The organism is Halorubrum aquaticum (assembly GCF_900113615.1).
Taxonomy (GTDB): domain Archaea; phylum Halobacteriota; class Halobacteria; order Halobacteriales; family Haloferacaceae; genus Halorubrum; species Halorubrum aquaticum.
Genome location: NZ_FOPZ01000006.1, coordinates 55,524 through 67,556, shown reverse-complemented (window position 1 = coordinate 67,556; position 12,033 = coordinate 55,524). Strand labels below are relative to the sequence as shown.

Sequence of the window (12,033 nt, the reverse complement as noted above, 5' to 3'; positions counted from 1 at the left end):
AACGGCAGACTCAGCGAGATCTTAGCGGGTTAGTCGTGTGGAATCAATGCTGAGGCAACGAGCTCAACACACTCACCCGCAGTAACCACAGGTGCGTAGTCCATCTCACCGCCCACGCCCGCTTTCAGCAAGAAGTCGGTGAGCCGCCAGATATTGTACAAGAGGACCGCGAACACGAAGTAGAACAAGCGAACGCGGTAGTCTTTCGAGGAGGTCTTCGCGAGAAAGTCACCTTTGATCGATTTGTACTCGCTCTCGATCTGCCACCGACGGCTGTAGCGCCGACAGAACGCCTCGGCCTCATCGGGCCCCACTCGGAGATTCGTCGCGAAGACGGCTGTCCCCTCCCCACCCGTCGACGGCACGTACAGGAGCCGCATTGGATGCGATCCAGATTCCACATGGACAGAAGCCGACTCAACAGGCACCTCTTGCTCGTCTTCCTCCATTTGTTCAAATACATCCCGTTCGGAACTGGAGGCCCGCTTGGGTATGAGGTAGTTCACATCGAGGTTTGAGAGTGTCTGAAACACTTGTATCGAGTCAAACTCTCGATCACACAGCACTGTCTCGATTGGAACATGCTCTTTCACTCGTCGAACGAGCCGTCGCACAGTACGATGGATCTGATTCGACGGGTTCTCATCCCACTCAGAGCTCTCTCGAACCGGCTCGACAGCCAAAATCAGCGGGATGTTTTGCCCGATGATCGAAAGCGTCGCAAATTTGAACGCTCGACCGTCTCTATCCTTCGTCCCGCTGACCATCGACATCTCCTCGACATCCCCGTAGTAGGGAATGGTCGTGATATCGATCGCAGCGAACGAGGCGATCGGCGACGAGACTGGTGTCGACTACGGGAGCGTCTGCGGCGCCGACGACGGCTGCTGTTAGGGGAGATCACAAAAGTCGTTCCGGCTGACGACCCTACCAATCGTCACTCCGCGGACGGAGTTTGCGACAGGAGTTCGTCGAACAGCGAGACGACACGTTCTTCGATCTCGTCACGGATCTCACGAACCTGCTCGATCGGACGCTCGTGGGGGTCGTCGAGCCCCCAATCGCAATTCTCGCCGTTCCACGTCGCCGGGCACACGTTCGATGCCGAACGTCCCATCCTGACGACGAGATCGACCGCCTGGAGCTCGTCTGGCGTCACCTCTCGTGGCGTTCGGTCGCTGAGATCGATGTCTTGCTCTCTCATTGCTCTGACGACAAATCCTGCGGGCGGCCTCCCAGTCCACTCTTTTGGCTTTTACTACGGGAATCATTCATCTCGTGGCGACGACACGGGCCATTGAGATGAGCGTTGTACTGGCGGTCCTCTTCGTGCTCAACGGACTAGGTTTCCTCGGCGGAGCAGCACTGTATTTCACCCGGTTCTGGCGATAGATTTGCCCGTTCCTTCCGAAAGATGTCCCAATAAGCCACCGCAGTCACCCTATTTCTTGTTTAACTGAAGGCAGATGGTGTGTGCTGTGGGTCCTGCGTGACAATGGGGCGATCTTCTTCCAGCAGACGCCGGTCGCCGGTGAGATGCTCTGAGATAGGCTCGTTAAGATTGAGGGTGTAGTGGTAGTTAACGACCTACCTAGCAGATCTGTATCTAGCTCACCGTCGCGACGGCCAACATTCGAATGGATGCCGAACAGATCGTCGGCGCCAACGCGGTGGTATCCACGTTCAATTTTTGTATCCCTCACCCTCGATCGGACCGCTAAACACGCCATAGAGGAATTTGAAGTACCACAGTACAAGGAGAAGCGCCGGAAATCCGAGAATCGTCACGAGATTCAGGGCTAACGGTGAGACAACCGCTTCTCGAACCGTCAAGCCAGTTGGCGGATAGATCGTCGGATACAGCAGGAGCGCGACCAGCAGGCTCAACAGCGCAGGAAGCCCGAGTGCGCTCACCAGCCAAGCACGGTACTTGCCGCGCAGGGCAAGAACACTTCCCCCTCCTCCCGCAACAACCGACAAGACGACAATCGCACCTACGGGGAGCGAAAGAACCATTTCGGCAGCACCTCCGGCATCAGTTACGACAACGGTCGTCAGCAGAGCGACAACTCCGATCAAGTACGCCAGCGTCGCAATAATTCCGTACGTGCGCAGGTCTGACGCTAGCCGTGGCTTGGTTTTAGCCGTCAGAAAGGCCGCCCCGGTGGCGACCGAGACGGTTACGAGGCCGACACCAGTCAGCAGTGCCGGCAGCGACAGCGTCGGCGCGTCGAAGATCCACCGACCAGCGAGAGTACCGAACAGCAGCGGTGCGAGAAAGCTTCCTCCGATAAAGGAGTAATCCCAGTACCGCTTCCAGCGCTCGTTGTCGCGCTGTTCGCGCATTTCTGGACCGAGCCCGCGGAACAGCAGCGCGAGCACGAACCCGAGCGCGAGCAGGTAGTGGTCGGCCAAGACTCGCGAGTACACCGGCGGGAACGCCGCTAGCAGCATCGTTCCGAAGGCGACAACCCACACCTCGTTTGCGTCCCAAACCGGACCGAACGCCGTCAAGAATGTCTCCTTCTCGTGTTCGTCGTCGCGAGTCGCGTACAGCATTCCGATTCCGAAGTCGAACCCGTCGAGGACTACGTACATCGCCAGCGCAAACATGACGGCACCGAACCAGATCTCGGGGAGTGCGTCGACAAGATACGCGTCGACGAGCAACACAAGGTCAGTCATCGTCGCTCACCTTCGGGACCGGACCGTACCAGCGATCGTCGTCCGATACCTTCACTCCGAGTTCCCGGAGCTCGTCTTCGACCAGCCACCGCAGCACATGAAGAGCTACCAAGATCAATCCGATATAGATAACGACGAAGCCAACGAGCGTCAGAGTCGCTTCGGATCCGCTCAATGTCGAGGAAACGGCCTCACTAGTTCTGAGTTCATCCTGGATGACCCACGGTTGTCGACCGATCTCTGTGACGTACCACCCCGTGAGAAGCGCCGCATAGCCGAGCGGCGACGCAGCGATCATCGTCTTCAGGAATCGACTGCTCTCCGAGAGGCGTCTGTTGTAGATGAGATACCCGCCCCATAGTGCCAGCCCGATGAACAGGAATCCGAGTCCGACCATGAACCGGAACGACCAGAACACTATCGCTACGGGCGGGTTCTCCTCATACTCGTTTAATCCAAGCACTTCGGCGTCAAAGTCACCACCGGTAGCGAGGAACGACCCGACCCCCGGAAGACTCACAGTAAGGAGGTTCTCGGCTTTCGGATCGGTGATTGCGTCAATGCTCTTTGGGAACGCGAGCAGGTGTAAGTCCGCCGTGCCGGTATCGTAGTGAGCTTCCATGGCTGCGAACTTCTGTGGCTGTGTATCTGCGACGTGACGCCCATACGCGTCACCATGGACTGCCTGCAGAGGAGCGGTGACGAGCAGGATGATAACCGCGAGTTTCAACGCGGTGTTCCACGCAGCGGCATCGCGCTTCTTCCAGACGATGTACGCCGAGACCCCGGCGACCAGCAGCGCGACAGAAATAACCGACGCATTGACCATGTGTACATACATCCACGGCATCCGGGGCGTGAAGAACGCAGCCAGCGGGTCGGTTAGCTTTGCGACCTCCATACCGTTACGCGTGATCATCTCGAAGCCCTGTGGAGTCTGCATCCAAGCGTTGACGATCAGGATCCAGAAGGCCGACAGCCAAGCCCCGACTCCCACCAGTACCGACGAGAGAATGTAGGTCCGATCGCTGACGCGTTCCTGACCGAACAGCAATACCCCGAGGAAAACAGCCTCAAGGAAGAACGCCATCTTCGCTTCGAATGCGAGCGGCCCACCGATCAGCTCTCCAGCCACCTCGGCGAACTGCGGGAAGTTCGTCCCGAATTGGAAGCTCATCGGGATGCCAGTGACCGTTCCCATGACGAATCCGGCGGCGAACACCTTTACCCAGAATGATCGCAGCCGTGTGAACCGCTCTTCGTCGGTCCGAACGTCCTTCCAAGTGAAGTAGACGATGAACGGCGCCAGCCCGACCGAGAGCGAGGCGAAAATTATGTGAACGCTGATCGTCCAGCCGAACTGCGCACGGCTCGCAAGCTCCGGCGAGAGCTGTAGCGCCCATCCCTGAATCAAGACGTCGGGAAGCGCCGTCAGGAACATACCTCTATTTGCTCACGGAACTAAAAGAGAAGCTGTGTTATTCCCCCTTTCGAGAACTGTACTACGATGGTTTATATCCGCAGAGCCGTAGCTTCTGTAGTCAATCCGAGATGGTCACCGGCAGTGCCGAGGATCGGAGCTCAGAACACTTTTTATATCCTTGATGTTGGGACTTTTTCAGTAGCTGTACACTTTGTTGAGCATCACCAGGCACCTTAATCGGTTGCCAACACCCTGGTGTATATAAAGAACTGACTGGCTAGACCCGCCCGGATTGGACGGGAGTGGCGCATTCGAAGGTCACACCAGATACCTCAAGACCGCGGGACCGATACGCGAACGTATGGACCGACGGAGTTTCTGTAAAAGGGCCGGCGTCGCGGGAGTCACCGCCAGCACTGCCGGCTGTCTTGGTGTTCTTGGCAGTAGTGGCGCCGAAGGAACTGTTCTCGGACCGCCGGAGCGAGACCTCAGCGAGGCATCGTTTCCGAGCTACGGTGACGACATGCCTGAGTTCACCGTCCCCGACCCGATTCACGGCGAGGAGATATCGACAGGCCAGTTCGAGGGCGAGCGCGCGGTGCTGTGGACGTCATTTTACACCAACTGTCCGGACGGGGTGTGTCCCGCACTTATTCTCCGGCTCCGTCGCGGACAGGAAGCCGCTGCCGAGGAAGGGTATAGCGACCAGGTCACGTTTCTCCCCATCACGTTCGATCCAGAGCGCGACACCGCCGAGACGCTTCGTGAGTACGCTGGCCAGCAGGGGGTCAACCTCGATGCGGGTAACTGGCACTACCTCCGCCCAGAGACCTACGAGCGGGCCCAAGAGATACACGATGAGCACTTCGGTCTGAAGATTGAGAAGCAACCGGCAGATGATATCGAGAACCTAGAGTATCGCTTCCCGCACTATGGGCTCATCATCCTCGCCAATAAGCAAGGGATTATCGAGCGGGCGTACCCACGGGGCCCGCAAACCGACATCGAACGTCTCGTCGACGAGCTTGAACGAGTGGCCACCGCGTGACGGGTTGTGGGTTCCGGGAGGCCAGCTACTGTCGTTTTCCGCATCGTAGTTGTTGACTGGAGCCCGTCGCCGATATCGAGCCAGCGAAAAGTGTCTAGTGCTCTGTCAGTGCCTCATTGCGCCCCCAAGAGGCTGATAATGCGGGAACATCGGGTGTGGAAGGTGAACACCGAGTGCCATCAATCCGTGTGCGAACAACACGTATCCCAGCACAACGAACACCACGCCAAGCAACCGATGGACGCGACGGCGGTGGGCGACATCGATCGACTGGATAATGGTTCCATAGAGAAAGACAGCCGGAATCGTTCCAATACCGAGGGCACCGAGAGCGATTCCTCCAGTGGTGGGGGAGCCGCTCGCGAAGGCGAACAGATAGGCGGGATACAGCATCGGGCAGGGAAGAAACGCGTGGACGGCGCCGAGACCGACAATACTCGGGCTGTTCACGTGTCGGTGAACTCTCGCCGCGAGCCACGACGTAACGCGCTGGACGCCGGGTATTCGAATATCACCTCCGCTTCCTCCAATGACATATCGAACGCCGGTCGCTACAATGAACCCTCCGACCGCAAGACCGACAACACCTCGCAGGAGGTCAGCGATCGGTGTCAACTGGTCAGCGGTGACGAACACGACGCTTCCGAGCGCGCCGAAGACGGCCCCGTGAATCGCGTACGTCGTCGCCCGGCCGACGTTGAACAGGAAGTGTTGGCGAACCTCGTAGGTCGTGAGATGACCGGAACGCCCGTCGTTGGCCGTCACCGCCCCGCCGTCAGGTTGCGGCGTCATCTGCTTCGAGTACATCGTCACTAACGGCCCACACATCCCGATACAGTGTGCGCCGCCCAGCACGCCGATGAGAACGAAGAGTACGACGTCAATCCGGAGGAGCGACTCGATCATAGTCGTTCTTGGCTTCGTATGGATTTGTGTCGTCTGGTGTATCTCTCGAACGAAACTGGGCAGTACTGAGGACGTGTTACTGTAGAGCAACGAAGGGGCGTACTGGGGTGAGGCGTTCTCGAGTACCTGGAGTGTAGCTAGGGGCAACAATGAAAATAGAAATTAACAGGCAGTATGTGACTAAAATACGCATATTATTTTGTACATATGAATGGCGAATAGAAGGCACACATCAAATCCATCCTCCGAGGTTGTGGGCGCGAGCGGTATGGTGAGGTCGTTGACTTACCGGATACTCATCTCACACGCCGCGCGAGGAGGGTGGCCCCAATGAAGAGGGGAACGTTATTGTATCTCTTCTAACACCTCTGGCCCCCTCAGTATCCGGAAGAACTGCTCGTACTCCGTCTCACTGACTACCTGGGATAGTGCGCGCTCTGCGTTCCTGTCGTCGATGATCAGCCCCACGGAATCGTGACCCTCAGACACCCGGATTTGAACAAGATTACCGGCGAATTTGGCGTCCGTTTTCGGGAGTTCATCTTCTCGCTCCTGTTCGAGCTTGGCTAATTCTCTGTGTGCTTCGTCAACCATCTCGCTCACGGTAGGGCCGTCACGGATTCGCGCACCGTAATCCGGCTCTGGAAGGGCAACAATCCAGTCCTCGTTACGTATTGGATCAAGCCAATCATTGACACCGTAGGGACCAGCCCATTCCTTGTCCAACTCCTCGACTACTCCAGTGGAGACGTACAACTGCCTATCAGTCGACTGAATGTAGTTGATTAGCTGTCGCCGTTCTGGAGTAGATCGCCCGATTCCACCCAAGACGCTCGAGTCAACGAGGAGCGCATCCGGGAGTGGGTAGAGAGGTGAAGAGTCAACTAATTTCGGCCGATCGCTCATTCCTGCTCAAACACGTACGGAGTATCTCGAATCTTCCGATCATGTACGTCGTGTTCGAAGGAATCATCGATGAGCCCTGCTTTGACAAACAGGGCGATGATCGGCTCCAGCGCCTGCGTGATGCTGATAGCCTCGATCTCATCAACATTGAGGCGGTCTGCTGCTCCACGACGTGTCACCTCGCCACTGAGATATGCCCGTGTCTGCTCAACCGCCATCAGCAGCTTCGCCTTGCCGTGCCGATCAAGGAAGAGTTCGATCTCACTGACCTCGCCGCTTGCACCGTAAGCGGCGATCGTAAGCGGGTCAAACAGTATCCGCGTCTCTCCCTCCCCAACGGGGAGAAATAGTGAATCAGTCTGGAGCTGGCTCTCTTTCCCGCTACTGACATCCTCGACAATGTCTAAGTTTTTGAGCTTTCCAACCCGCATTGAGGTTGTACTTCCGGCAAGGTCGAGTCTACGCTCGATACTGCTGTTCGTAGTAGGCTGATTCAGCAGGATGTCAGTATAGACTCTGGCGATGTCGGGATTCACCAGTATCTCTGAGGCTGCGATAAAGGAGCGTGCGGTGCCCTCTTTCGAGCCGTTCTCGTCCGCAGCCGGGGCGTTTGTTACCACCATCGTAATTCATGATACGTGAACCGAGAACTAATATCTTGTGGCAGTTGTTTCGGACTGTATGGAGGCTCCTAGAAATTGTTCTTAGATAACTGATTTGTAGATACTGGCATTCGTATTCACGTCTTAAGAGAGTATTTCACTTAAACGAATTAATCTTAATCTTAACCTTAAGGTTGGTCTGACAGCTTTTTCCGGACAAACGGCTGCTAGCCGGGTACTAGGGCGGTGTCGGTGTTTCGTGGTCACCACCCAGTGGCCATGTCCCAGAGGAGGGCGACGTCAACGACACCGAGGATAACTCCAGCTAGTAGCCACGCATCAAGCAACGATGTGAGGTCCAAGATCGGGCCAGAAACTGCGAGTTCGAAGGCCGACGCCAAACTCGCCACCTCAAACAAGAGTACCCCCGAGATGACCCAGATCACAGTCGCACTAGCAGCGATGAGAAGCTTGTTCCCGCTCATCTGTGACGCTCTAGCGACACCAAGCTACTGTCCATCGTACCAAGGCGGCGCACCGAACGCGTCGGTGTAGCAGTCCGGGTGACACGGTCGTTTGCGGTTGTCCGGCCACGCCCGGTCGAGCGCAACCTGCTCACCACAGAGCCCACACTCGGCGGTGTGGCCTGCCTGGCGAGCGTCTGGTGAGAGATTCCGTGCCTCGATGTAGAGCTCGTGGAGCGCCCATGGCGTGAGGCGAACGGCGACACGCTTAGCCGGCTCGGGATCGCCATCTGGCGTCGCAGCTGAAAGCGTAAGCACCCAGTCGTCACCTGGCTCACCGTCGGTCGCTGGCCCGAGGGCAACCGTCCCTGCGAGGTCGTCGTCGACGTAGTACCACTTTGCGTTGCGGTCGACATGGTAGTGACCATCGGGGCGCGGATCCTCGGGATCGACGTCGTCGCCCATCGTGTGTCCTCGTTGGGTCAGGCGTTCGCCTTCGGGCCCTGTCCGGACTTAGTCGTGAGCGGGAGGTCCGCGTCGATCTCGTCGTACCACACGACAGGCCGCTTTGCCCGGCCATTCTCCTCGAGTTCGACGAGGCCGTAGTCAGCCAGTTCGTTCACGTTCTCGAGGACCTCTGGTGGGTTCCGATCAACGAGGCGAGCGAGCTCGCGGATGCTCTCCGGTTCGTGTTCGACGATCGCCTCCAAGAGCTCAAGGTTGGTTGAGCGGAAGACGCGGCCGAACGTTTCGAGGTTCTCGATCGACAGCGTCGGCTCGCTGGGGTCGACGTCTTCGCCGGCGTCAATCGCTTTGAGGCGATCTTCGAGGTCGCTGCGGTCGGCGGACTTGATCTGAACGTGGAGTGTCTGGGTCATGGGTGGGTGTGGGGTTGTGGATCGGAATTGGTCGCGGGTCTGTACGTCAGTCACCATATTTGAACGGGCTACCAGTCGTCGCGCTTCTCTTCTGGGAGCGCCGCCCGCCAGGCGCGGAGGATCTTCTCAAGGCCGGGGTAGTCGATCTCGAAGATCTCACCGCCGAGGTGGAGTTCGTGGACGCCGTGGTGGTTGTCGAATCGGTGATCGGATCGTCTGCGCCGGCTTCGCTGTAGTGGTAGGCGTACTTGATCCCGTCTTCGAACCGGTCTGAGGTCGGGACCGAAAGCACGCGTACCCGCGCAACGGTGACGTCGGCGTAGGCTTCAATCTCGTCTTCGAGTACGGTGACATCATCGCTCATCCACACACGTGTCGACGCACCCTGTTCCGATATGTGTTAGGGTAAAACCTAACAAAGGCAAAGAAACAGATAGCATCCATGACGGCAACATCGAGCGTGGCTAATGCGGTACTACTCGTCGTCGGAGTCGTCATCGACGAGACCTAGAAAACTGTCCGTTGCCTGTCTGAGCTACTGCCCGGCTGATGCCCTTCTCGAACAGATTCCAAGTATAGCTCGGCAATTGGAACGATGCGAGTTAATCTTAATCTTAAGCATAATATTAATCTAAAACTCTTTCTACGATGTCTAGTGATGCTAAGTGGATCTCACTCGAGAAGAGCACGAAATACTAGAGTCAAACAGTCCTCGAACACAGCGGTTCGATCACCCGTCGTGGTCAATATACCCGGCTTCCCATTCAGTCCGAGCTTCGATTTCTCTAGTGCCCCGGCGAGTAGTGCTGTACTCGTTGGTCCGTCGATCCCGCTGACTTTTTTCGATGAGTCCCTTCTCAACGAGCGTGTCGAGGTTGGGATAGAGCCGACCGTGGTGGATCTCTTTTTCGTAGTAGTCTTCGAGCTCGTCTTTGATCGCGAGTCCGTGGGGGTCATCAAGTCCGGCAACTACGTACAGCAGATCGCGCTGAAAGCCAGTGAGATCGTACATGTCGCAATTTACTCATTCGAGTTTTGAAATACTACTGATCTAGCCCTGTATAGAGCGAAGGGATTCATCACTCTCCTCGTGGGTCACCAACCGGTATTTCACCATATTCTGGACATGAGACCCATCCCTGTCCGAATGCCCCACCCATCCCTTGGTCCGGGCTCCATTCGTGTTCATCCCCACAATGTGGACAGTCTACCAGTGGCGGGTCAATCTCCAGTGCCTCTTGCTGGATGAAATGATTTCCTTGGTAAGAATCACAGTGCTGACAGACGTTCCCCCAGACTTTCTTGCCGAGGGTATTGCTGTAGACCCGTTCAACAGGGGTTTCGTAATTCGCTAATATATCTCCGAGGGGCGTATCAAGATGGTCTCCTCGTGGCCAGACCACAGGCGTTTGCTCGCCACACTGCCAGCATTCTGTTTCCCACGTCAGCAATTTCTGGCGATCAACTGGGAGATCGTCTGGAAGCATGACAATAAATTATACTCTGATTGACTATTTGATTCTTTGTCTCTGATTCTCTGTTGAAATGTTTAAGAGCCGAAAGGATCTGCTTGCGAGATACAGAGCGCGGGCCTTGTTTAGACGAGAAAGTCGCTCAGTGTAACTAGTGTCGTCTTGCTAGTAGCTCCGACAAAGTACCAAATTTACTAAGAAGTGAAGCGGGACAGATTGTGTGTGCAAACCAAGATCTCCCGCTTCGCAGAGATGGTTGTATCGCTCTCCAAAAAAGCCGTCGCTGGCGAGCCAGCTCCGGCATACCGACCCGGAAAAGAAGGGTATGCCGACTGGGTGATTCTTGCTGTACAAGGCTTCAAAGAGTATCTTGACCACGATTACCGGAAGCTGATGGATGTTCTGCGAGAAATGCCGAGAGTCGTTGAATCGATTGGTTTGACGGTTGAGACGCTTCCTCACTTCTCAACAGTTTGTGCGCGGAAGCAAGTGATTCCGATGAAGCGGTGGCGAGCGATCCTTGACGGATCGGTTGAATTATACGAACTCGGAGATGTTCAGGCAATCGACGCAACCCGCGTGGATCGCGTTCAAGCGAGCCAGCATTACGCGAAGCGGACGGATTACACGTTCGAGGCGGTCAAAACCACGCTGCTCATCGATTGTGAAACGAGTGCAATTCTAGACATACACTGTTCGATGAAACAACCGCACGATACACAGGTCGGTTTACAGGTTTTGGTGCGGAATCTCGACGATCTGACGGCTGTAGCGGCTGATAAAGGATACGACTGGGAAGCACTTCGGACGAGGGTGCGTGCTGAAAGTATCACACCGCTGATTCCGCAACGCGGCCCCGGTTTCCGAGGATGGGCGAGAAACTTGCTTATCCACGACCGGGCGTATAATCAGCGTTCGAACGCTGAATCGGTGTTTTTCGGCTTACGGCAGCGATACAGTGAGACGCTGTGGTCGAGAATGTGATTCGGTCAATTCCGCGAACTTGTCATGAAATCAGCGGTGCGAAACATTGAACGCGCGATCGAGGGGGCACACCGCTGAACGCTGGCGTCTAAACAAGGCCCAGGGGCTGTAGTCAACAGAGAGACGTCCCGATCTGTCCTGAACGCAAATCGGCTTTCAGACATCGAGCCGTTGATAGCCAGTCTACTGTGTTGTTCATCGGGAGAACAAGCACAGCCGGCGCGGTCGGAGTGATCACGGGCGATATTGTCGGTATCGGCACCCGAATGCTACTGTGTCTGTGTGGCTCAGATAGTGCCCACAATGAACCCAACACGCTTAGTGCGGATTGCTCTGCTTTCATTTTGTCTACCTGAAATATAAGGTGGATGGATAGTTATATCGCTACAGGGGGGGGCAAAGCAGGCTTCGCTGAGGACGGTCCAGCTCCGAGCAGTGTTACACGCTTCCCCTCATTCCCCTAAAAACTGTAACCGATCGAGATATGCTACTCAATAATCAAACGGGAGGACTTGGTGGCTATCCACTCTACGAAGCAGTAGTCGAAGATTGGCGAACCTCTAGTGTGAAACTCAACTAATTATGGGAGAATCTAGTAACGACACACCGTTTCCAGCGCTTCCAGATACTGACGAGCATACTATCCTCAGCTTTCTCGTCCCTAG

At 56.1% G+C, this 12,033-nt stretch carries 11 protein-coding genes and 5 pseudogenes; 4 read left to right on the top strand and 12 right to left on the bottom strand.

The annotated features are described in order from the left end of the window. Positions 1 to 29 precede the first annotated feature (29 nt). Positions 30 to 821, bottom strand: a pseudogene (locus F3H10_RS07120) (transposase); the annotation flags it as partial. 1 nt (position 822) lies between these two features. Between F3H10_RS07120 and F3H10_RS16620 the strand changes: the two are divergent. After that, positions 823 to 894 (top strand): annotated as a pseudogene (locus F3H10_RS16620) (halo-CC-star protein HcsS); the annotation flags it as partial. A gap of 43 nt (positions 895 to 937) precedes the next feature. Here the strand turns inward: F3H10_RS16620 and F3H10_RS07115 are convergent. Further along, positions 938 to 1,231, bottom strand: a pseudogene (locus tag F3H10_RS07115) (arsenate-mycothiol transferase ArsC); the annotation flags it as partial. A gap of 17 nt (positions 1,232 to 1,248) precedes the next feature. On the opposite strand from F3H10_RS07115, the gene F3H10_RS16615 reads away from it, so the two are divergent. Next, complete coding sequence (locus tag F3H10_RS16615; RefSeq protein ID WP_425545172.1) at positions 1,249 to 1,392, top strand: DUF7475 family protein; 144 nt, start codon at positions 1,249 to 1,251, stop codon at positions 1,390 to 1,392. A gap of 291 nt (positions 1,393 to 1,683) precedes the next feature. Here the strand turns inward: F3H10_RS16615 and F3H10_RS07110 are convergent, their stop codons facing one another. Together F3H10_RS07110 and F3H10_RS07105 are read right to left on the bottom strand one after the other, a co-directional pair. After that, positions 1,684 to 2,685: a cytochrome d ubiquinol oxidase subunit II gene (locus F3H10_RS07110; protein ID WP_050033791.1), complete on the bottom strand. Its 1,002-nt coding sequence runs from the start codon at positions 2,683 to 2,685 to the stop codon at positions 1,684 to 1,686. Beyond that, positions 2,678 to 4,126: a cytochrome ubiquinol oxidase subunit I gene (locus F3H10_RS07105; RefSeq protein ID WP_050033790.1), complete on the bottom strand. Its 1,449-nt coding sequence runs from the start codon at positions 4,124 to 4,126 to the stop codon at positions 2,678 to 2,680. Before F3H10_RS07105 ends, F3H10_RS07110 begins: the two co-directional genes overlap by 8 nt. Positions 4,127 to 4,469: 343 nt before the next feature. On the opposite strand from F3H10_RS07105, the gene F3H10_RS07100 reads away from it, so the two are divergent. After that, positions 4,470 to 5,156 (top strand): SCO family protein, encoded by a 687-nt coding sequence (locus tag F3H10_RS07100; RefSeq protein ID WP_050033789.1) that lies wholly within the window; start codon positions 4,470 to 4,472, stop codon positions 5,154 to 5,156. Positions 5,157 to 5,261: 105 nt separating this feature from the next. Here F3H10_RS07100 and F3H10_RS07095 read toward each other — a convergent pair whose 3' ends face one another. The 8 genes and pseudogenes from F3H10_RS07095 to F3H10_RS07060 form a co-directional block, all read right to left on the bottom strand. Then, positions 5,262 to 6,062 carry a sulfite exporter TauE/SafE family protein gene (locus tag F3H10_RS07095; protein ID WP_149784093.1) on the bottom strand — a complete coding sequence of 267 codons (801 nt, stop codon included), beginning with the start codon at positions 6,060 to 6,062 and terminating at the stop codon, positions 5,262 to 5,264. Positions 6,063 to 6,407: 345 nt separating this feature from the next. Next, on the bottom strand, positions 6,408 to 6,968 hold the full coding sequence (locus tag F3H10_RS16310) for a hypothetical protein (protein WP_223174246.1): 561 nt from the start codon (positions 6,966 to 6,968) through the stop codon (positions 6,408 to 6,410). Then, the gene (locus tag F3H10_RS07085) at positions 6,965 to 7,591 is read right to left on the bottom strand and encodes a DUF7437 domain-containing protein (protein ID WP_050034075.1); all 627 of its coding nucleotides are present in this window, start codon (positions 7,589 to 7,591) and stop codon (positions 6,965 to 6,967) included. Before F3H10_RS07085 ends, F3H10_RS16310 begins: the two co-directional genes overlap by 4 nt. 242 nt (positions 7,592 to 7,833) lie before the next feature. Further along, the gene (locus tag F3H10_RS07080) at positions 7,834 to 8,055 is read right to left on the bottom strand and encodes a hypothetical protein (protein ID WP_050034076.1); all 222 of its coding nucleotides are present in this window, start codon (positions 8,053 to 8,055) and stop codon (positions 7,834 to 7,836) included. Between the two features lie 24 nt (positions 8,056 to 8,079). Next, entirely contained in the window at positions 8,080 to 8,499 is a 420-nt protein-coding gene (locus F3H10_RS07075; RefSeq protein WP_050034077.1) for a hypothetical protein, read from the bottom strand. Between the two features lie 17 nt (positions 8,500 to 8,516). Continuing rightward, positions 8,517 to 8,912 carry an HVO_A0114 family putative DNA-binding protein gene (locus F3H10_RS07070; protein WP_050034078.1) on the bottom strand — a complete coding sequence of 132 codons (396 nt, stop codon included), beginning with the start codon at positions 8,910 to 8,912 and terminating at the stop codon, positions 8,517 to 8,519. Positions 8,913 to 8,980: 68 nt separating this feature from the next. Then, a pseudogene (locus tag F3H10_RS07065) lies at positions 8,981 to 9,276 on the bottom strand (toxin-antitoxin system TumE family protein). A gap of 366 nt (positions 9,277 to 9,642) precedes the next feature. Next, on the bottom strand, positions 9,643 to 9,924 hold the full coding sequence (locus F3H10_RS07060) for a helix-turn-helix transcriptional regulator (protein ID WP_004599500.1): 282 nt from the start codon (positions 9,922 to 9,924) through the stop codon (positions 9,643 to 9,645). A gap of 661 nt (positions 9,925 to 10,585) precedes the next feature. On the opposite strand from F3H10_RS07060, the pseudogene F3H10_RS07050 reads away from it, so the two are divergent. Continuing rightward, positions 10,586 to 11,446, top strand: a pseudogene (locus F3H10_RS07050) (IS5 family transposase). Positions 11,447 to 12,033 lie beyond the last annotated feature (587 nt).

What these genes read in the sequence shown, in the direction of transcription:
- F3H10_RS07110 (WP_050033791.1), bottom strand. Translation starts at nt 2,685, where the DNA reads ATGACTGACCTTGTGTTGCTCGTCGACGCGTATCTTGTCGACGCACTC.
- F3H10_RS07105 (WP_050033790.1), bottom strand. Translation starts at nt 4,126, where the DNA reads ATGTTCCTGACGGCGCTTCCCGACGTCTTGATTCAGGGATGGGCGCTA.
- F3H10_RS07100 (WP_050033789.1), top strand. Translation starts at nt 4,470, where the DNA reads ATGGACCGACGGAGTTTCTGTAAAAGGGCCGGCGTCGCGGGAGTCACC.
- F3H10_RS07095 (WP_149784093.1), bottom strand. Translation starts at nt 6,062, where the DNA reads ATGATCGAGTCGCTCCTCCGGATTGACGTCGTACTCTTCGTTCTCATC.
- F3H10_RS16310 (WP_223174246.1), bottom strand. Translation starts at nt 6,968, where the DNA reads ATGAGCGATCGGCCGAAATTAGTTGACTCTTCACCTCTCTACCCACTC.
- F3H10_RS07085 (WP_050034075.1), bottom strand. Translation starts at nt 7,591, where the DNA reads ATGGTGGTAACAAACGCCCCGGCTGCGGACGAGAACGGCTCGAAAGAG.
- F3H10_RS07080 (WP_050034076.1), bottom strand. Translation starts at nt 8,055, where the DNA reads ATGAGCGGGAACAAGCTTCTCATCGCTGCTAGTGCGACTGTGATCTGG.
- F3H10_RS07075 (WP_050034077.1), bottom strand. Translation starts at nt 8,499, where the DNA reads ATGGGCGACGACGTCGATCCCGAGGATCCGCGCCCCGATGGTCACTAC.
- F3H10_RS07070 (WP_050034078.1), bottom strand. Translation starts at nt 8,912, where the DNA reads ATGACCCAGACACTCCACGTTCAGATCAAGTCCGCCGACCGCAGCGAC.
- F3H10_RS07060 (WP_004599500.1), bottom strand. Translation starts at nt 9,924, where the DNA reads ATGTACGATCTCACTGGCTTTCAGCGCGATCTGCTGTACGTAGTTGCC.